At 46.3% G+C, this 19,247-nt stretch carries 18 protein-coding genes; 6 read left to right on the forward strand and 12 right to left on the reverse strand.

Annotation, left to right across the window (positions count from 1 at the left end; translation table 11 throughout):
• Positions 1–217: 217 nt before the first annotated feature.
• From secA to NDI42_RS24380, 7 genes are all read right to left on the reverse strand, one after another.
• A complete protein-coding gene (gene secA, locus NDI42_RS24350) occupies positions 218–3,034 on the reverse strand; it encodes a preprotein translocase subunit SecA (protein WP_190460102.1) in 2,817 nt (938 codons plus the stop codon).
• 152 nt (positions 3,035–3,186) lie between these two features.
• A complete protein-coding gene (locus NDI42_RS24355) occupies positions 3,187–3,858 on the reverse strand; it encodes a diheme cytochrome c (protein WP_190460105.1) in 672 nt (223 codons plus the stop codon).
• 75 nt (positions 3,859–3,933) lie between these two features.
• Positions 3,934–4,608 (reverse strand): class I SAM-dependent methyltransferase, encoded by a 675-nt coding sequence (locus NDI42_RS24360; protein ID WP_190460107.1) that lies wholly within the window; start codon positions 4,606–4,608, stop codon positions 3,934–3,936.
• Positions 4,609–4,616: 8 nt separating this feature from the next.
• Positions 4,617–5,525, reverse strand: a complete 909-nt coding sequence (locus NDI42_RS24365) for an AAA family ATPase (protein ID WP_190460109.1) — start codon at positions 5,523–5,525, stop codon at positions 4,617–4,619.
• A 298-nt stretch (positions 5,526–5,823) separates the two neighbouring features.
• Complete coding sequence (locus tag NDI42_RS24370) at positions 5,824–6,948, reverse strand: bifunctional riboflavin kinase/FAD synthetase (RefSeq protein WP_190460111.1); 1,125 nt, start codon at positions 6,946–6,948, stop codon at positions 5,824–5,826.
• Between the two features lie 72 nt (positions 6,949–7,020).
• Positions 7,021–7,920: an MBL fold metallo-hydrolase gene (locus NDI42_RS24375; protein WP_190460113.1), complete on the reverse strand. Its 900-nt coding sequence runs from the start codon at positions 7,918–7,920 to the stop codon at positions 7,021–7,023.
• Positions 7,921–7,953: 33 nt separating this feature from the next.
• Positions 7,954–8,094, reverse strand: coding sequence for a hypothetical protein (locus NDI42_RS24380; protein ID WP_190460114.1), 141 nt, complete (start codon positions 8,092–8,094; stop codon positions 7,954–7,956).
• A 28-nt stretch (positions 8,095–8,122) separates the two neighbouring features.
• Here NDI42_RS24380 and NDI42_RS24385 point away from each other — a divergent pair, with 28 nt between their 5' ends.
• The 5 genes from NDI42_RS24385 (at position 8,123) to NDI42_RS24405 (ending at position 13,179) form a co-directional block, all read left to right on the forward strand.
• Complete coding sequence (locus NDI42_RS24385; protein WP_190460116.1) at positions 8,123–8,290, forward strand: hypothetical protein; 168 nt, start codon at positions 8,123–8,125, stop codon at positions 8,288–8,290.
• A gap of 1,350 nt (positions 8,291–9,640) precedes the next feature.
• Complete coding sequence (locus tag NDI42_RS24390) at positions 9,641–10,546, forward strand: hypothetical protein (RefSeq protein ID WP_190460118.1); 906 nt, start codon at positions 9,641–9,643, stop codon at positions 10,544–10,546.
• Between the two features lie 179 nt (positions 10,547–10,725).
• Positions 10,726–10,983, forward strand: a complete 258-nt coding sequence (grxC, locus tag NDI42_RS24395; RefSeq protein ID WP_190460128.1) for a glutaredoxin 3 — start codon at positions 10,726–10,728, stop codon at positions 10,981–10,983.
• Positions 10,984–11,095: 112 nt separating this feature from the next.
• Complete coding sequence (gene gshB / locus NDI42_RS24400; RefSeq protein ID WP_190460130.1) at positions 11,096–12,070, forward strand: glutathione synthase; 975 nt, start codon at positions 11,096–11,098, stop codon at positions 12,068–12,070.
• On the forward strand, positions 12,067–13,179 hold the full coding sequence (locus NDI42_RS24405) for a Gfo/Idh/MocA family protein (RefSeq protein WP_190460132.1): 1,113 nt from the start codon (positions 12,067–12,069) through the stop codon (positions 13,177–13,179). The genes gshB and NDI42_RS24405 overlap by 4 nt, the downstream gene beginning before the upstream one ends.
• A gap of 25 nt (positions 13,180–13,204) precedes the next feature.
• Here NDI42_RS24405 and NDI42_RS24410 read toward each other — a convergent pair whose 3' ends face one another.
• The 4 genes from NDI42_RS24410 to NDI42_RS24425 all read right to left on the reverse strand — a co-directional run bounded on the left by NDI42_RS24410 (position 13,205) and on the right by NDI42_RS24425 (position 17,332).
• Positions 13,205–14,380 (reverse strand): GNAT family N-acetyltransferase, encoded by a 1,176-nt coding sequence (locus NDI42_RS24410; protein WP_190460134.1) that lies wholly within the window; start codon positions 14,378–14,380, stop codon positions 13,205–13,207.
• 212 nt (positions 14,381–14,592) lie between these two features.
• Positions 14,593–15,708 (reverse strand): DNA-processing protein DprA, encoded by a 1,116-nt coding sequence (dprA, locus tag NDI42_RS24415; RefSeq protein ID WP_190460142.1) that lies wholly within the window; start codon positions 15,706–15,708, stop codon positions 14,593–14,595.
• A gap of 148 nt (positions 15,709–15,856) precedes the next feature.
• Positions 15,857–16,510 carry a DUF2301 domain-containing membrane protein gene (locus NDI42_RS24420; protein WP_190460144.1) on the reverse strand — a complete coding sequence of 218 codons (654 nt, stop codon included), beginning with the start codon at positions 16,508–16,510 and terminating at the stop codon, positions 15,857–15,859.
• Positions 16,511–16,543: 33 nt separating this feature from the next.
• Positions 16,544–17,332, reverse strand: coding sequence for an SAM hydrolase/SAM-dependent halogenase family protein (locus NDI42_RS24425; RefSeq protein ID WP_190460146.1), 789 nt, complete (start codon positions 17,330–17,332; stop codon positions 16,544–16,546).
• A 138-nt stretch (positions 17,333–17,470) separates the two neighbouring features.
• On the opposite strand from NDI42_RS24425, the gene pirA reads away from it, so the two are divergent.
• A complete protein-coding gene (pirA, locus tag NDI42_RS24430) occupies positions 17,471–17,635 on the forward strand; it encodes an arginine synthesis PII-interacting regulator PirA (RefSeq protein WP_431191314.1) in 165 nt (54 codons plus the stop codon).
• Positions 17,636–17,786: 151 nt separating this feature from the next.
• Here the strand turns inward: pirA and NDI42_RS24435 are convergent, their stop codons facing one another.
• The gene (locus NDI42_RS24435; protein ID WP_190460161.1) at positions 17,787–19,154 is read right to left on the reverse strand and encodes a metallopeptidase TldD-related protein; all 1,368 of its coding nucleotides are present in this window, start codon (positions 19,152–19,154) and stop codon (positions 17,787–17,789) included.
• Between the last annotated feature and the right edge of the window lie 93 nt (positions 19,155–19,247).

The raw sequence follows: 19,247 nt of genomic DNA on the forward strand, positions 1-19,247 counted from the left end.
TCTGTCCATCATCAAAAGCTATGGCTCGATAAATGAGGAAAAACAAAAACTTATATTATTGTCGGCTTGAATCACTAATCAAGCCTTCTCTGGGTCTTCCATTATTTATTCAGCAAGCCCTAATTACCGGTTAATAAGAGAACCCCACTCCCAACTCTGGTTGGCTGTTCGCGTGGGGTTCTCTTGTTCCGACTTTCTGATTGAAGAACCGCTATATTTAAACTGCTTGCGGCTGAGCTTGGGGTTGGAACTGGAAGAGGGAATATACCACATTTCTGCGGATATCCGTCATCATGTCCAAGAACATTTCATAACCTTCCTGCTTGTACTCAATCAGGGGGTCTTTTTGCCCGTAGCCGCGCAAACCCACCGACTCGCGGAGAGCATCCATTCCTTGCAAGTGTTCCCGCCAGAGGGTATCAATCTGTTGCAAAATAAAGAACCGCTCCGCCTGTCGCATCAAACCGGGCTGAATTTGATCTACATTCGATTCCTTGAGATCGTAGGCTTTTCGCACTTCTTCATGCAAGAAAGTTTTGATTTCCCCTACACCCATATCATCTAGATGAGATGGCTCCAGGTCTGCCAAAAGATTGACAAATTCCTTGACTTTTGCTACCAGACTGTTTAAGTCCCACTCTTCTGAAGGCAATTCTGGGTTGACATAGGCATCCACAATGTCATCCATTGTGCGCTCAGCATACTGGATCACCTGTTCTTTCAAATCCAGACCTTCCAAGACGCGACGACGTTCGGCGTAGATAGCGCGACGCTGGTTATTCATCACCTCGTCGTACTCAAAAACCTGCTTCCGGATGTCGTAGTAGTAGGTTTCGACTTTTTTCTGCGCCCCTTCCAGACTGCGCGTTAGCATTCCGGATTCGATAGGCATATCTTCGTCTACGCGCAACCGATCCATTAATCCTGCCACGCGATCGCCACCAAAAATCCTCAGCAGGTTGTCTTCCAAACTCAAGAAAAACTTCGTTGAGCCTGGGTCGCCCTGACGACCCGCCCGACCGCGCAATTGGTTGTCAATCCGACGCGATTCGTGGCGTTCTGTCCCGATGACGTGCAAACCGCCAAGTTTTATCACCTCTTCATGTTCTGATTCGGTAAGGATGTCGTACTCTTTGCGAATTAAGTTGTAAACCTCCCGCAGCTTTTGGATTACCGGATCGTCAGTCGGTGCCTTTTCGGAAGCAACGGCGATCTTATCCTCCGCCTCCAATTCTGCCAAACTCCGTTCACCATACTGCTGCACGGCAAAATCTACCGCACTTTTCAGCTTTTGTTCTGTCTCCCGCGATAACTGTGTCGGGAAGATTTGCGGGCTAACTTTCCAAGTTTTCACCTTCTTACCCGGAACAAATCCCTGTGCGGGCGCACGTCCAGAAGCCCCTGGAACAGAGCTTAAGGCAAAACTATCTTCTTCTGATGGCTGCACAATCTTGGGCATAAAATATTCTCGCAGCTTCAGACGTGCCATGTAATCGGAATTACCGCCGAGAATGATGTCGGTTCCGCGTCCCGCCATGTTTGTTGCGATCGTCACCTTGCCTTTGCGTCCCGCTTGAGCGACGATTTCCGACTCTCGCTCCACATTTTCCGGTTTCGCATTCAGCAGGTTGTGGGGAACCTCTAGTTCGCTAAGCAAAGTTGACAGCAATTCCGACTTTTCTACGCTGGTCGTTCCCACCAAGATTGGTCGTCCAAGTTTGTGCAGTTCGGCACATTCTTCAGCGATCGCGCGCCATTTTCCTGCCTCTGCCTTGTAGACCACATCTGGCATATCCCGCCGTCCGGGAGCTCTATTGGTGGGAATTTGAGTTACTTCCAGCTTGTAAATTTTCTCAAACTCAGCTTCCTCAGTTTTCGCCGTTCCGGTCATCCCGGCTAGCTTGTCATACAGCAAGAAGAAATTCTGATAGGTAATTGTCGCCAGTGTTTGCGTCTCATTCTGAATTTCCACCCGCTCTTTTGCTTCAATCGCCTGGTGTAATCCATCACTCCAACGACGACCGGGCAACACGCGACCTGTAAACTCGTCCACAATCACTACTTCATTGTCGCGGACGATATAATTTACATCTTTTTTAAACAACTCTTTAGCTTTAATCGCATTGAAGATATAGTGCGCCCAAGGGTCGTTCGGGTCGTACAAATCCTTGACTTCCAGCAACTGTTCGGCTCTGGCAAACCCTTCATCGGTCATCAGTACGTTACGGGCTTTTTCGTCTACCTCGTAATGCCCAACCTTTGAGCCGTCAGTTTCCACTTCTTTTTCCAGAGCAGCCGCGATCGCAGCCGCCTGCATATACTTCTCTGTGGGGCGTTCTACCTGTCCCGAAATAATCAGTGGTGTCCGTGCCTCGTCAATCAATACCGAGTCCACCTCGTCAATGATGCAATAATTTGGCGGACGCTGCACCACATCAACCATTGAGGTTGCCATGTTGTCGCGCAGGTAGTCAAAGCCCAGTTCGCTATTCGTCGCGTAAGTAATATCACAGGCGTAGTTTTTCTGGCGTTCCTGTGGCCCCATCCCAGATTGAATTAACCCTACACTCAAGCCCAAAAACCGATGTATCTGGCCCATCCACTCAGCGTCGCGCCTTGCCAGATAATCGTTAACCGTGACTACGTGAACCCCTCTGCCCGTGAGTGCATTTAGGTAAGCAGGCAGAGTTGACACCAGGGTTTTTCCTTCCCCCGTCTTCATCTCAGCAATTTGACCTTTGTGTAGAACTATGCCACCCAGCATCTGTACATCAAAGTGGCGCATTCCCAAAACTCTTTTACCAGCTTCCCGGACTACAGCAAAGGCTTCTGGGAGCAGTTCATCTAAAGCTTCTTCGCGTTCCCGCGATGTTTTAACTTTTGCTAAGCGCTGTTTAAATTCCGCTGTTTTACCTGTTAGTTGCTCGTCCGACAGCGCCTGGATTTCTTCCTCGAAAAGGTTAACGTCTACAACGTAAGGTTGAAATTTTTTTAACTTGCGTGCGTTAGGATCGCCCAGTATTTTTTTAAACATAGCAGGATAGAGAGAACTTAAGAATTTTAGATTTTGCGGGGCGAAGGAGTTTCTCCGCTGGCGATGATTTTAGATTTTGGATTAAAATCTAAAACCTAAAATTATCGTATCATTTTCGTTCAGGCTGAAACGGTACGGGCATCCCACCCAAGCTAGGGTGAATTTTCCCATTCAGCGGTCAGACTACGGAAGTTATATTTCTCGGCACCGGGATGACAGGTAAGGCAGCTGGAGAGTGTAGTTGGTTGGGGCAGGTTGATGCGGGGATGGAGTGCTTTTAAGTAGCGAGATTCTGTGACCCGATACGGCACTGCTTCTTTTTCTAACTGTGGACGAGAATAAGTACGCAAGTAGTCCCACATGAGTAAAAGTGTGGGAGTGATGATGCGCGGTAGCTTGGTTCCGTAATGCTGCTGCGTCTCTTGCAGCAGATTTTGCCAGGTTTCGCTAGGGAGAACCCCTGGAGGTAGGGCAAGATGGCAGGTGGCACAGTTGTCCAAGTAAAGTTGTTGCCCTAGCTGGAGGCGACCGGAAACCGGGTCAGTTGTCGCTTGTCCCTTGTTTGTTGGCGCTTGAGAGATGTCCGATTGGAAAGCTGCCAAGTTATTAGAACCTACCAACGTTTCAACTTTCATTGACCTCTGTTGAGTATTCACTGACGACTGACTGGTGACATCCCTTGCTTGTGCCAACCCCCAGCCCAAGATAAGACTCCAGACTAAAAGTAGCAAGAATAAAGTAAATAGCGATCGCTTGCGTTTACCGCCTTTCGCTACTTCTTTCCTTAGTTGTTGCCGTTGTGTCGATCTAACTTTTCGTCCCATCCTCACAAAACCCATTCCAAAGCAGCATTAGCAGTCAAAACCCCGCCCACAAGGAGAGCGCATTCCAGAATCGCTTCATTTGCGCCCACCAAATACCGCAAAACTAAAGTTCTTGTACCAACAATCTATGTCCCCAAAACCAGCCGCTTCTAACCAACCAAGTTGATCCTCCAGAGGTGCCATGCGATCATATTCCATACGTTTTTTGGCAGCATTTAGTTCCTCGCCTGAAATACCCATAGCGCCAACTTTGTCAATCCACTGTTGTCGATAAAGTTTCTCTAATTCAGGAGTTGTGCCTAGTACCTGATCCGCGTTGACGAACATCCCCCCTGGACTCAAGGCATCGTAAATTCGCCCAAAAAGACGTTCTTTGTCAAAATCGCATAGATGGTGTATCGATAAGCCGGAGATAACTAAATCATATGGCCCTCCCAAATCAGCCTTAACATAATCGTCAATTACAATTCTGGGAGACTTACCCATACTGCTAAATCGAGACTTAGCTATTTCTAACATCTCACCGGCTAAGTCAATCAGGGTAAATTCTGCTACAGGAAATGCTGCCTGAACCATACCTGAAAAAAGTCCAGTTCCCGCACCCAAATCAAGAACCTTCAGCGGTACTGTACGCTCAATTTGTATGACCTGAACTGCCGTTCCATAAAAGTCATCAAAACATGGAATCAGGGTGCGACGTAACTTATCATAATCTGCTGCGGCAGCATTAAAAGCTTGCTCAATATTCATTTTCTCGCTTACGGGATGGGAACTGAGCGCAGCAGTCGCTCCACAATTGTCTTAGCACGGCGACCGCCAGATGGTATGAGACGGTGGGAAAGAACGTGAGGTGCCAAAAATTTTACATCATCGGGAATAGCATAATCCCGCCCTTCCAGAAAAGCTAGTGCCTGAGCGCCTCGCTGTAAGGCAACTGTACCGCGAGGACTTACACCCAGAGTAATTTCTTCATCTGCCCTTGTTGCCCGCACCAAGTCAAGGATGTACTGTTGCAAAGATATCTCCACCTTCACGCCCTGACATAAACGCCGTAACTCCTGCACATCTTCTAGAGAAATACACGGTTGCAAATCTTCTACTGTCACGCCTTCAGCGAGGCGTTGCAGCATCTGGAGTTCTTCTTGTTCTGTGGGATAGCCTAAGGTTAAGGAAAGAGTAAAGCGATCCATTTGAGCTTCTGGTAAGGGAAACGTACCCTGATACTCAATTGGGTTTTGAGTGGCGATGACAAAAAACGGACTAGGTACAGTGCGAGAAACTCCATCTACGGTAACTTGTCGTTCCTCCATCACTTCTAGCAAAGCAGACTGGGTGCGGGGTGTAGCGCGGTTAATTTCGTCTGCCAGCAGCACATTAGCAAACACTGGCCCTGGCAAAAATTCAAACTCTCTTGAAGCGGGATTCCAGATATTCGTTCCGGTAATATCTGTAGGCAAAAGGTCAGGGGTGCATTGAATTCGCTGAAATTTGCCGTCGATGGAGCGTGCCAGAGATTTTGCCAGTAAAGTTTTGCCAACGCCGGGGACATCTTCGAGCAAAGCATGACCGCCTGAAAGCACCGCTACCAGCACTAAGCGAATGGCATCTGCTTTTCCTACAATAGTACGGCTTAAATTTTGGTTAAGCTGCTCAATACGTTGTCTCATAGTCTTTAATCATTAGTTATTATTCCATTGTCATTAATTTATGGTCTGTTGTCAGTGGTTTTCTTTACTTACCTGAATTGAACCTATTATCATAAGCTTTGAAACAAATTTCACACTAGAAAGTTTAAACCGATTTTAACGAGTTGAAACTTTTCTTTAATAAAATCTGTATTTCAGCCAGTTAAAACTGACTTTAGCTTTTAGCCCAAACTTTAGTTCGTGGCTTTGTTCTAGGACAAAATTGTGTTGCTCATCGTGACTGGTGCAAGATGCGATCGCTTTTTCCGGCTGATAATAACTAATGACTACTCAAAAAAGCTCTTGCAGCTTCACAGTCTGCATGAATTTGGGCTTTGAGGGCTTCTAGAGAAGTAAATTTTTGTTCTGAACGCAAAAACTTTTCTAAGCTCACTGTTAGGGTCTTTCCATATAAATCCCCAGACCAATCTAACAGGTGAACTTCTACTGTGGGAGAAGTTCCTTCTACAGTGGGGCGACAGCCTATATTCATCACACCAATGGCTTCTATAGGCAAGACAGAAGCATCTTTTGCTGTGGTGAGGCTAGTTGCTCGGGTTTCTATATTGGCTTTTGGCGGTGGCTGTGTGACTTGCGAAAGGCTCTCGACTTCGTTATAGACTCTGACACAATACACGCCAAAACGGGGCAAAAACTTTTCTGGAGGCAATTGCAGGTTGGCGGTGGGAAATCGGATGGTTCTGCCGAGTTGCTGCCCTTTTACTACTAATCCTGTGAGGGTGTAGGATCGCCCTAACAGGCGGTTTGCTTGCTCTAAATCTCCTGACTCTAGAGCTTGACGAATGATGGAACTGCTGATACGTTCTCCTTCACAAGTTTGCAAGGGTACGAGGGTGACTGGGATGCCATAGGAGGCTGCGATCGCTTTTAAATCTGCTGCTGTTCCGGCTCTCTTAAACCCGAAACGAAAGTCCTCTCCTACGCTGATGCGACGGGCTTTGAGCTGCTGCACCAAAATCTTTTCTACAAAATCTTCCGGACTCAAGGAAGCTAATTTGCGATCAAATGGCAACAGCACTAACTGTTCTACACCCATTGTCTTGAGTTGTCGCACCTTTTCCGCCAGGGGTGTCAGCAACCCTCGGCGTTGACCAGTAAAAAACTCTCTGGGATGCGGATTGAACGTCACTACCGTTGAGATCAGATGTTCATCTGTTTGCATCCCCGTTTCTGAGGACTGATGAGCATTTTCCCGCAGGCTCAGCCAATGGTGTTGCTCCCGCCGATTTAGGGCCGATTGAGGAAGCGTCAGGGCAGCAGGAGCGCCAGAAACCTCTAAAATTGGTCTGACTACCTGTTGATGCCCACGATGAACTCCGTCAAAGTTTCCCAGAGCAACAGCGGTTGGTGTTATAGCAGTGTTAGGAGAAGAAGTAACCCACACGCTTTACATTTTTACATAATTTTGTAATTAGTCAGTAGCCAATTTCTAATTGACTATTGACCATGAATTGTTTCAGGCTGAGACACCTGCCTCTTTTTGAGCGATCGCATTCTGCACAGTAGGGGGCGCTACCTGAATTGACAACCCTTCTCTAGCCATGATCGCATCGGGAAACTGTTGAGCTACTAACTCGCCAGTGCGATCAAGAAAATCATCATTGTGTAGGGGATCGTGATGGAAAATCACCAGTTTTTTCACATTAGCTGCCCGCGCCACTTTCACCGCTTCCTGCCATGTGGAATGTCCCCAGCCGACTTTAGAGGATGTTGGCGAGGAGTATTCCTCATCGGTGTAGGTGGCATCATAAATCAGGACATCTGCATTCCGCGCCAGCCACAAAACTTTTTCATCTAGACCGTCTGACAAATGTTCTGTATCCGTAACATAGGCAACCGCACAGCCCCGCCAGTTAACGCGATAACCCACAGCTTCCCCTGGATGGTTCAGGAGCGCATTCTCAACCGTAATTTCACCAATCTCCACCTTTTGACCTACTGGCAGATCGTAGAATTTTAAATCTGCTCCCATGATCTGCAAAGGTACGGGAAAATTTGGGTGGTGCATTTGGTCGCTCAGGCGCTGCTCCAGCGTCGAGCCATTGGGAGCAATCGTTCCGTGAATGTGGAAGCGATTCCCTTTGATAAAAGCAGGGACGAAGAAGGGAAACCCCTGAATGTGATCCCAATGGGAGTGAGTGAAAAACATATAAGCTTCCACTGGCATTTGGGACAGGAGCGATTGCCCCAAAACTCGTAGACCAGTGCCGCCATCAAAAATCAGGCGTTCACCACCCACGCGCATCTCCACACAAGGTGTATTGCCGCCATACCGGACTGTCTCCGGCCCCGGACAGGCAATACTTCCTCTAACGCCCCAAAAGTGAATTGTGAATAGGTTTTGTATGCTAGACATGGGTGTTCCCTGTAGGGTTCCGATTGCGATCCATCAGTAAGGTTTTCGGTTCTGCATATAGTTTGTGCCATCCAGGTGAGCGATCGCGTGGAAATGCCCTGCTCTGTTTAGCCCAAGCGCTAGGTCGAACCGTGGTTGGCAAGCTATACCAAATGGTATAACTTCTACTGACATACTAAAAAGTGCTTTGGTAGACGACCCTATGCTTAAATTTAAGTATGAATCACAACTGCTCACTGGCATGATTGCAGGTGCCGATAGACCAAGCGTTTCTTGGGGAAACTTTTTTGACGCTACTGCCTCTTCTGGGACGCACGTCCGAATGAGGACTCTAGCTCTTGGTATTAATTTAAAAAGCTTAGCAGTTTAGTCGCCAAAACGTCTGCCATTTAGTGCAATATAAACTTGTGATTTGGCTCACTCTCAAAACTTATATAACCCGCTACAGCATAAAATCTGCTTTGTGTTTGGACTCGCTCTGCACACCTGTATTTCAACATTAACATCGGCAGTAGGCTATATGGAGCCTTGACAAGGATATTATCGAGTCTAGGCTATAGTCTATCGCGTATTTGAGTGACACTGTTTGACAATCAAAGGGAGTGAGGAGGAGCGGAGGCGATTGGATCGGTATTTTGCCCGTTGCTTTGCCTTGTGGAACCCAAGAATGCAACTGTGTCGTCTTCCTCTTCCCGAATACCTCTTTTCCCGATCTATTCGATGCCTTACCCCTACAAATTTAGGTAATTTCCCAAATATTTACTCAAAGAGCCAAGCGATCGCTCTTTAACCTCCCAGAAGGGGCAATGAACTTGCTTTTGTAAATATATACTGCTCAAGCGCGATCGCTCATCAGTAGTTTTCTGCTAAGTGTTGATTTCTAACCAGTCTAGCCTCTGCGGGGAAATACTGCGTCAAATTTTAGCAACCTCATTTACTACCATGTTTTTCGGTAAATACCCGAATAAATATGGGCTTCGGTTACTTATTGGCTAACGATTTCCTTATTGACAAATTCAAGAATATCAAATACACGCCAGCTTACTAAATAGGTTGTCAACCGTAGGATTGGCTATTATAGCCTGTTGCCGGAGAAACACCTGCCTGACAAATGAAAAAAATATTCCCCAACTCTTGCAAGGATTGCTTGAGAACTTTTTGTGTCTTTTAACTGTCTAATTTATATTTAAGGCTACTCATAATCGGAATATACTTAAAATTGCCTAAGCCAGACCCTGTTACTGATTTCGTTTACGTATTTATGCTGATATTGAATTTATAGTTAATAAGTAATACTTACAATAATTAATTATAAATATTTTCTATTAAAAGTTTTTGCTTGGCTCAGAACCCTTTTCCCGCAGGACTTTTGGTGGTTCGTCCATAAGTACAGGTCAGGCTATAACCGATAAATATCAGATATATTTATGAATATGTATCAGTAAATTACACAGTATTTTAATCAAAACTTCAGAGTAAATGAAGATACAGAAAAGATTGCGTTTTAGTAATAGACACTAAACTAAACAGTGGATATAGTAGAAATTGAAGCAGCTAGGTAAACATTAGCTTTGATTAAAAAAAAGCTAAGCTACAAGTTCCAATTATTAAAATCAGGGTTAACCTTCCTGCTATCTACAACCCAGCATGGAAGTGAAATATCAAGCTTCCCCTAGCGCAACTTCAATACACGCTCAAACAGACTCAGGTTTTAATTACAATGACACGGTTATTTTCGACATTAATTGGACATTCCTTGCTGGCTGCTGGTGTTGCTGTTGTATCTTCTGCCTTAACCGCCACACAAGCGCAAGCCATTCAGTTTGGATTTAGCAACATTACTCACAATAACGCCATGAACGAGGCAACTGGGGAATCCCAGTTGTTTGTAGATGTTACCGACGCTAGCGGTGGAGAGACTCTTTCCGCTACTCAGGTTTTGTTTAAGTTCAGCAACATCGGAACGCAACTATCTTCGATCACCCAACTTTACTGGGATGACTCCAGCGTTTTGAAGAACATAATCTCAATTACCGATAGCGGCAGCGGAGTGTCGTTTTCTGAGGCGAACAAAGGTAATCTACCGGGCGGGAATACTGTCAAGTTTTCAGAAGATTTCGTAGTGGATGCTAACCAGCCAACGTCACAGATGGGTGTGAATCCTGGAGAATGGGTTAGTATCCTGTTTAATTTAGATCCAGGCAAAACGTTAAGCAATGTCTTTAGCGATTTGACAAGCGGTGCGCTGCGCCTGGGTTTCCACGTCCAAGCCTTTGGTAATGAGGGAAGTGAAGCCTTTGTGAATAATCCGGTTGCGATCGCCCCCAAACCAACTCCAACTCCAGTTCCAACTCCAACTCCAACTCCCGTACCAACTCCCGTACCAACTCCCGTACCAACTCCAGGCGGTACTACTGGCGTTGACTATAGCAATGGCGGTAGCGGAGTTGACTACAGTAACGGTGGTGACACAGATGGTGACACAGGTGGTAACACAGGTGGTAACACAGGTGGTAACACAGGCGGAACCAAGGAAGTTCCTGAACCGAATACAATGAGTGCCATCTTACTGACAGGTTTAGTAACCTGGGGTTTCGGCAAAAGTCGCAAAGGTATCAAAAAGTAGTCTCAAAGGCTATTTAAAGGACAGTTTTTTCTCCTGTAGAGATACGTATTACTTAAAACGCCTCTCACTTCTTAAGGAAGTGAGAGGCGTTTTTTTAAGGGATTTAATTTTGACAGGGAAAAGTTAATGTACTTGGATAGACTAGGATTAACAAATATTAATGAATATTTAAGGACAAAATGGCTGCTAACGTGGAAATTTATACCTGGAGCAGATGCCCATTCTGCATCCGCGCCAAGGCTTTGCTAGATGAAAAGGGCGTTGAGTATACAGAGTATTGTATCGATGGGGACGAGGCAGCGCGATCGCAAATGGCAAAACGAGCTAATGGGCGGAGTTCAGTACCTCAGGTTTTCATCAACAATCAGCACATCGGTGGGTGCGATGATACCTATGACCTAGAGGCTCAAGGTAAACTTGATCAACTCCTGCAATAAGAAGTCATTGGTCTGTGAAGAGTGGGGAAGTTGAAACGTTCCAACTTTCTTTCCTCTTCACACGTCTACGGACAATCGACAATGAACAAAAAGCCGCTAGCTGATATCTAAAATGAAATTTGCATTTATCATTGACCCCATCGAACGGCTAGATCCTGGTCACGATAGCAGCGTGGCGCTGATGGAAGCCGCGCAAGTACTTGGTCATGAGGTTTGGATAACTCAGGCTAATTTATTGAGTGTGGTGGATGGCAAGGCTTGGGCGGTGCTGGAGCCTGTGCAACTGACACCAGTGCATCTGGTGAACGGGCTGTGGGTGGCAGATCCGGTGTGGTTTGCTGTGGGCGATCGCACGCTCTCTCCCCTTGAGTCAATGGATGCGGTTTTCATGCGGACTGACCCGCCAGTGACGGTTCCTTACCTCTACGCGACGTACATTCTGGACTATATCGATCCTGCTAAAACGTTGGTTATCAATGCCCCCAAAGGGCTGAGAGAAGCAAATGAAAAGATGTATGCACTCCAGTTTACAGAGGCAATTCCAGAAACGATTGTCAGTGCCGATAAAGGGGTAATTCGCGAATTTCTGGAAGCAAAAGGGACAGCTGTATTAAAGCCGCTGGGTGGGAAAGCGGGAGAAGGGATATTATTTTTAGATGCGAGCGATCGCAATTTTAATTCCCTAATTGAACTGAGTACCCTTCAGGGACGAGTTCCCGTCATGGTACAAACCTATTTACCTGCCGCTAAAGAGGGAGATAAGCGAATTATCTTACTCAATGGCGAACCAATTGGGGCGTTAAATCGCATTCCCACAGGTAAAGAATTTCGGGGTAATATGGCAGTCGGTGGTAGAGTCGCTGAGACGGAAATTACCGAACGAGAGCGGGAAATTTGCACCCAACTAGCGCCCACATTACAACGGGATGGCTTAATTTTTGTTGGTATTGATGTAATTGGCGGCTACCTTACTGAAGTTAACGTTACCAGTCCCACTGGTATCCGGGAAGCCGACCGACTAAATGGCACTCGTTTAGGTCATCAAGTGGTTGAATGGGTGGAAAAGTTTAAATCGGCAATAGCATGACACTCAGCAATGTTAACGTAGCCGTTGTAGGCACGGGATTTGGTCAGAAAATCCACATTCCCGGATTTCAGGCACATCCGCGCACTCAGGTAGTGGCAGTTTATCACCGGGATCTGGAGAAAGCAAAAGCGATCGCTTCTGCCCATAACATTCCTCACGCTGGCGACAACCTAGAACAAATCGTTACCCTGTCGGATGTTGATGCTGTCAGTATCTCAACGCCGCCATTTTTGCACCACGAAATGGCAAAGACTGTGTTGCAAGCTGGGAAGCATTTATTATTGGAAAAACCGACAGCTTTATCAGCATCCCAAGCGCGAGAACTGCACAATATGGCGATCGATGTTGGCGCGATCGCTACAATGGATTTTGAATTTCGCTTTGTCCCCGCATGGCAAAAATTTGCTCAATTATTGGCAGAAGGGTATGTAGGAGAAAAGCGCCTGATTAAAATAGATTGGTTGGTGTCGAGTCGCGCTGATGCCTCACGCCCTTGGAACTGGTATGCTCGGAAAGACCAAGGCGGCGGTGCTTTGGGGGCAGTTGGTTCTCACGCTTTTGATTATATTAGTTGGTTGTTTGCACCCGTGCAGCGACTATGCGCCCAGTTGATTACGGGAATTCCCTTTCGTCCAGTTCCAGAGACGGGGGAAATGAAGGCTGTGGATGCTGATGATACTTGTACGTTGATGCTGCTTTTGGCGGATGGTACGCCGTGCCAAGTTTGTATCAGTTCCGTAGTTTATGCAAGCCGAACCCACTGGATAGAAGTATATGGCGATCGCGGGACGTTAGTCTTGGGCAGCGACAATCAAAAAGATTACGTTCATGGTTTTCGCCTCTGGGGTGCAGGCGTGGGTAAATCCCTAGCTGAGATAGAAATTCCTAATCATTTGCTGTTTCCCCAAAATTACACTGATGGGCGTTTGGCACCATTTATCAGAGTTGTAGACAACTGGGTGAAAGGAATTGACGCCGGAAAAGCAGTCACGCCATCGCTGCGAGAAGGGGTTTATTCTCAACTATTAATGGATTTAACCCATCAATCCCATGAAACAGGTTGCTGGGTGGATGTACCGAATTTTGAGAAGTTCCTGGCTAATCGTTAATTGCCACGCTACTCCGAACTTGTTATCAAAAATGATCGGACATCCAAGGTTCCGAACCCGCAAATATTTGCGTTGCTGCGGCGATTGCATCAGCAGTTGCTTCAATTTGCCCAATTGTTTGCAGTTGATGAGGTGTAAACAAACCTGTGAATAAAGGCGATAATCCACGCACATCTAAGCGTAATTCTCCCCTCCCGCCTTTAGTTACTTCACCGCGACCTCCGGAAACTGCTAAGATAAACTTCCCATTATTATCGGGTAGAATGTTATCCTGAATTTCCAAATGCAATTCGGCTTCTACACCCGCCGGATAGCCGCGTAATGAAAGGGCTTTTGGCACATTAATTACTCGCACAAGCCATCTTTCTAAAGCAGTAATTTTGTAAGTTTGCTCTGAAAGTAAACCTAAAAAAGGGTCGATGGCCATACCCCGCCAAATAACATTCTCTGCTAAAGAACGGTGATCGGCGAAGAAAGTCCACAGACGGCGTGCTGCTGCTGGTGTTATTGCCACCATGTCTCTAATTAGTAGGTTGTAGCCTTTGTCTCCCCACTTTTGGCTAAAAATAATGTAACCTTGTGGTTTATCTTCAGCACCAATTAGATAGGCGTGAATTGTTTCTTCCTTGGACTCGATTATTCCTTTCCAAATTGCCTGATTTCGATCTAGATTGCCACTGGATGCGATCGCTCGTTGGCGGTATAATTCGTGAAAAACTTCGTGCTGAGTTGCTGCTACTGGAAAAATGGGCAGACTGCGATCTTTTAGCAGAATACTGTCTACTGGCACCGACAAACGGCAATAGTTCCCCGCCTGTTCGTAACCAACTTTCCGATAGAGCGCACTTGTAGAGGCGTAGAGTGTTGATATAGGAACACCTGCTTCATAAAGCTGCTTGACAAGTTCTGTCATCATTGCCGCCGCTACGCCTGTTCCTCGATGTTCGGGAGCAATGCCAACAGATGCGATTCCTGCTATCGGTACACTAGAGCCACCGAACCATTGTCCCATGTGAAGGATGGCTAATCCTCCAGCTACTCGTCCATCTTTGCGGATTACCCGAAAGTTGTCTAAGCCGATAAGATTGGCATAATATTGATCGTCGCTGGGTGGAGCATTGAAGCACTGACACAGTAATGCCAAAAGTTGTTGACTTTCGTCAGAGTTGGAAAAGGTGCCAAATTCAATATTATGTGTCATCTAAATTTGGTAATTGGTAATTTGCGTTTTTAGTGTTAGCTATAAGACTGTATTTTGCGTGTATTGCCTACCTTACAAAACTGCAATCAGTATTTATAAATTACTGAAGCGATCGCGCGATCGCTTCCCTTAACCAGTTCATCCAAGCGGGTGAGAGCAATTCACCTTACTGGTTCATCCATTAGGAGGTATTTTTTCTAAAAGCGTTGCTTCTAAAATCTTTGATAGCGCATTCCCGGCAATTGCGATACTAACCCAAGTAATTCTAGTTGCAACAGCGCACTAGATACAGATCCTGGCGTTAAACCAGCCTGCTGCACAATTAAATCAAACGGTGCAGGTTCAAGGGAAATAACTTGAAAAACTTGTTTGAGTTCTGGTTCCAAATCCGGCAAGGGAGATTGATTAAATAACTCTAATTGCTGCACCGAATCGAGTTGTGGAATTGCTCCTAACATTTCTAACAAATGTGCTTCATCAAGAAACGACATAGCTCCCTTATTAAGCAATCTCAGACAACCCATTGACTGCTGATCATCTAATCTTGCAGGCAAAGCATAGACATCTCTACAAAACTCATTAGCATAGTCGGCAGTAATCAAAGCACCGGATCTTGTAGGCGCTTCCATCACCATAATTGCTCGACTCAAACCAGCAATAATTCGATTGCGTGGGGGAAAATGTTCCCGTGTTGGTGGCGTATCTGCTGGATACTCACTTAAGGCTAATCCGTGATGCAAAATCTGTTCGTATAAAGATTTATTGTTCCTGGGATAAACTACATTCACGCCAGTGCCTAAAACTGCCAGCGTTCGTCCTCCAGCTTCTATACAGGCGCGATGTGCTTCTGTGTCAATTCCATCTGCCATACCAGAAACAATTGTGAAACCATTTTTTGCCAGCACTGTACTGATTTTGCGAGTCCAACGCTTTCCATACTCGGAGGGTTTGCGAGTCCCGACAATGCCAACCATCGGCGTAATGCCTTGATTTTCCAGAAGTTGGACTTTGCCGCGATAGTACAGCACTGGCGGCGGGGTAGGAGTCTCTAGGAGTAAGCGGGGATAATCTGTATCAGCTGGTGTCCAGAAACAGGGATTTTTTGCCGAGTGTTGCTCTAATAATTGTCGCGGATTAAGGCGCGATCGCTTCTCTACCACCACCTCAATTGTCTGACGCCCAAACCCCTCTACCTCTCGCAAGGCACTGGGACTGGCAAGCCATGCTTCCGAGAGTGTGCCAAAATGCTTTTGCAAGCGTCCAAGCAAAATTGGCCCGATTTTAGGAATTTGCGACCATGCCAGCCAAAAGGCGCGTTCTTCTACCAATTACCTACCCTCGTCGCCATTCAGATTCCAGCATACTCATCAGATCAAGCCTCCAGTAGTTGCCACCTACTTTCGCAGATTCGCGTCGGTAGCTTTGTTTCTCAAAATATTCTCGTTCCCAAACTCAGCCTGGGAACGAGAAATAATATCAAGTCGCTGAACGCTGTTGTTTCAAATAAGCAAAAACCGACTTGTCGCCAATATCATCAGGAATTTCTTGAACAGTTTTTCGCAGAGCGAACACGATAAATAGCACTGCCCAAACTCCTAATAATTTCTGTTCTACTGAAACTGGTAAAACGCCAGCTAGATGTCCTAGTAATAGGACTGGAACTAAAGGCGTGAGAATTTTTGTTTCCAACCGGTGAAAGCAAAAACCTTCTTTAAAATAAATCCCCGTCAACGATACAAAGGTAAAGCCAATCCCGAAAAGTGTAACTGGGTTATTGTATACAGTTAAAGCCAGAGGTTCGGTACTTTGGAGTGCTAAAAACGTTGCCGATACCGCACCAATTACCCAAAAAGCTTGCAATAGTCGGTGCAGTGGTTCCAGGTAAATATGAATGGTAACTAAGCTGACACCCAATGCCAAACAAAAACAAGCATATAACGGAGTTAGTAAGGACAATTGGACTGTATTTGTTCCTAATACTAACCAGCTACCCAAGGCAAAGCTTAAAGCTGCTACCATTAATCCGGCGCGATAAATTATTACACCAGTGCGATCGCTTCCGGTTAACGTAAACTCTCCAAACTGCCCTTGATAAACTACTGGTTCTAACTGAGCATCACTCTGAGTCATACTTTGCTTTCCTTTATTGCTGTTTAATTATGTCTACTTACTTAAGATAACTTTTACTACATCTCCCCAGTTTAGTTGCAGTTGCTGCTGAGCATTACCACAATTAACAGCAATTTCTACCCAACCATGAGAACCAACTAAAGCAACCAGATTTCCAGGGGGGCTGTCATGGTAAGTTGTTGTACCTAGGATGGTATATTCATCTACCTCAACAAACCAAGATTTTTCTTGCACTAGAGTACCGGGAATATTGGTAATTAAGTTGCCGAAGCGATCGCTATACTGAATGCAACCCAATACACCCGCCTCTGTAACGCTGTATTCAGGTATTGGCAACTGCACTAGAGTTTCGGGATTAATTGCTGTTCCCAGTTTTTCTAGGGGAACGCCGCTGGCAAGATGGGCGCCTGCTGGGGCAAAAATATCTCGTCCGTGAAAGGTGGTGCTGGGTTCTCTCGTGCGCCAATAACTAGGGTTAGTGAGTTCGATAGCTGTAACGTCGCTAGGGATGATAATGCCACTAAATATCCCGTTATCTGGCCCCACCAGGAAGCTGTCGCCGAATTGAATAGCGATCGCTCTGCGATTACTCCCCACCCCCGGATCGACTACAGCAATATGCACCGTCCCTGGTGGGAAATATGGGTAAGCACTCATCAGACAAAACCTTGCTGCGGCGATGTTCTGAGGTGGAATGTCGTGCGTCAGATCCACCACATTCAGCGTTGGGTTGACTTGGGCAATTACACCCTTCATCACCCCCACATACACATCACTCAACCCAAAATCAGTGAGAAGGGTGAGAATTTTGGTTTTGTGCATCTGCGATCGCTGGCGCTTGTAGGAGCCAACTTATAACCCTAGCTAGATATTTGTGAATTTTCGGTAACAAAGGCTACCGTTTACCCTAGTGTAGGCTATATTAAAAAGGTAAGAGATACCTCAAGTCGAGCCAAAAGAATGTCCATTATGAGCGGAAGACGTCAAGATAACCGGAAAAATGCAGCGGCGGCTCATCGGGAGAACATCCAAAAAAGCTTGCAGCATCGTTTAGAAGTCGCTAGAGCAAAAGGTGACGAAGCCTTGGTTCGTCAGTTGGAAGCAGAAGCCAACTACTTCAACTAAGCCTGATAGCATCAGCGCAGTGATAATTTGCCATTTTGGGAGGTGTAGTGGGGTGTAACCGTCACGAAACCCATCCCATACACCTTGCTAAAAAACTCAAAGGGGGATGCCGTAATGCGGCATCCCCCTTTGGCTTTTGCCTCTTGCCTTCTTACCGTCCGCCCACAACTACATTTTTGATTCGCAGATGGGGGCCACCAACGCTTACAGGAAGCGGCATTTGTCCACCTTTACCGCAACCGCCGCTAACATAAATTGAGTCGTTACCAATTGCCTCAATATCTTTGAGAGTTTGGAAAACATTACCCGTGAGAGTGACATCGTTAACTTTTTCAGCTAACTTGCCATTGCGAATCATGTAACCTTCCGCAGCAGCAAAGGTGAACATCTCGCCGTTAGTTTGTCCGCCTAGCATCCGCACTGCATAAACACCTTCCTCAATATCCTTAATCATGTCTTGGAAGGAGTGTTCTCCCGTTTCAATGCCAGTGTTAGTCATCCGCACAATGGGGGGATAAGTAGCATTGAGCGCTCTTGCATTGCCTGTGGGAGCTTCTTGCATTTTGCCAGCAGTTTCGCGGTTATGGAGGCGCTGGGTGAGGATACCGTCTTTAATTAGATATTTGCGCTGAGCCGGAACACCTTCATCGTCATACTTGAGAGAACCGGGTAAACCGGGCATGGTAGCATCATCTACTACATTCAACTGCTTAATAGCTAAAGGTTTGCCCAGAGCAAGTAATTCTTGCATTTTGGGATTTTCGTAGATACCATCAGCTTCGGAAAGATGTCCAAAGGCTTCGTGAATGAAGACTCCAGCTAGATAGGGGTCGAGAACTACAGTATATTGTCCCCCTTTAACGGATTTTGCTTCTAACTGCCCGACAGCGCGTTTGGCGGCACCTAGTACGCGGTCTTCAATTCCTTCGAGAATGTTATAGTCCGTGCGGGAGTGGACGGACTCGAAACCTTGGCGGGGAACGGAACCTTCTTCGCGGGCGATCGCGCCAAATCTACCGGACACATCCAGTCTTTCTTGGGCGATGCAGGTGCCGAGGGAATTGACAAAATAGGTAGTGCCGAAGCGATCGCTCATACTCACCATCGTTGTCTGAATTCGCGGGTCGAAATCCAGCAGCAATTGGTTGTATTTCGCCAAATTACGGCGCTTTTCTTCCAGAGTCACCCCACGCGGATCGCGCCCTAACTGAACCGCCACATAATCTTGAATTGGCTCAACTGGGGCTAACATAGTAGTTTCTTTACCGACCAGATGCGCTTGAGAAACAGCCTCGGCTATCCGGTCATTCAACTGGGCTAAACCATTGAAAGTAACAAAGCTCCAGCCGCCCTTGTGACAGGCGCGAATGCCACCAGCGAGAGTAAAATTGCGATCCACAGCATCCAATTGGGGGCCGCGAAAGGAAATTGAGGTTGACTCACTCTGCTCTAAGCGAATTTCTAGATAGTCTACGCGATCGCGGTAAGGTGCGATCGCCTCCTGCAACTGATCCTGCATTGATGTTGTCATTTTTAATTTTTTTAATTCCTAATAGGGATTCTAGGCGAATATCACAGTAGGCTGCTTGTGTTTCGTTTCCTTTAGTTTCTA

The organism is Funiculus sociatus GB2-C1 (genome assembly GCF_039962115.1).
Lineage (GTDB): Bacteria > Cyanobacteriota > Cyanobacteriia > Cyanobacteriales > FACHB-T130 > Funiculus > Funiculus sociatus.

Excerpts from the sequence above, each read along its gene's own strand:
- grxC (WP_190460128.1), top strand. The coding sequence starts at position 10,726 with ATGGCTGCTAACGTGGAAATTTATACCTGGAGCAGATGCCCATTCTGC.
- NDI42_RS24365 (WP_190460109.1), bottom strand. The coding sequence starts at position 5,525 with ATGAGACAACGTATTGAGCAGCTTAACCAAAATTTAAGCCGTACTATT.
- NDI42_RS24380 (WP_190460114.1), bottom strand. The coding sequence starts at position 8,094 with ATGTCAGTAGAAGTTATACCATTTGGTATAGCTTGCCAACCACGGTTC.
- pirA (WP_431191314.1), top strand. The coding sequence starts at position 17,471 with ATGTCCATTATGAGCGGAAGACGTCAAGATAACCGGAAAAATGCAGCG.
- secA (WP_190460102.1), bottom strand. The coding sequence starts at position 3,034 with ATGTTTAAAAAAATACTGGGCGATCCTAACGCACGCAAGTTAAAAAAA.
- gshB (WP_190460130.1), top strand. The coding sequence starts at position 11,096 with ATGAAATTTGCATTTATCATTGACCCCATCGAACGGCTAGATCCTGGT.
- NDI42_RS24410 (WP_190460134.1), bottom strand. The coding sequence starts at position 14,380 with ATGACACATAATATTGAATTTGGCACCTTTTCCAACTCTGACGAAAGT.
- NDI42_RS24420 (WP_190460144.1), bottom strand. The coding sequence starts at position 16,510 with ATGACTCAGAGTGATGCTCAGTTAGAACCAGTAGTTTATCAAGGGCAG.
- NDI42_RS24360 (WP_190460107.1), bottom strand. The coding sequence starts at position 4,608 with ATGAATATTGAGCAAGCTTTTAATGCTGCCGCAGCAGATTATGATAAG.
- NDI42_RS24435 (WP_190460161.1), bottom strand. The coding sequence starts at position 19,154 with ATGCAGGATCAGTTGCAGGAGGCGATCGCACCTTACCGCGATCGCGTA.
- NDI42_RS24355 (WP_190460105.1), bottom strand. The coding sequence starts at position 3,858 with ATGGGACGAAAAGTTAGATCGACACAACGGCAACAACTAAGGAAAGAA.
- NDI42_RS24390 (WP_190460118.1), top strand. The coding sequence starts at position 9,641 with ATGACACGGTTATTTTCGACATTAATTGGACATTCCTTGCTGGCTGCT.
- NDI42_RS24375 (WP_190460113.1), bottom strand. The coding sequence starts at position 7,920 with ATGTCTAGCATACAAAACCTATTCACAATTCACTTTTGGGGCGTTAGA.
- NDI42_RS24405 (WP_190460132.1), top strand. The coding sequence starts at position 12,067 with ATGACACTCAGCAATGTTAACGTAGCCGTTGTAGGCACGGGATTTGGT.
- NDI42_RS24385 (WP_190460116.1), top strand. The coding sequence starts at position 8,123 with ATGCTTAAATTTAAGTATGAATCACAACTGCTCACTGGCATGATTGCA.
- NDI42_RS24425 (WP_190460146.1), bottom strand. The coding sequence starts at position 17,332 with ATGCACAAAACCAAAATTCTCACCCTTCTCACTGATTTTGGGTTGAGT.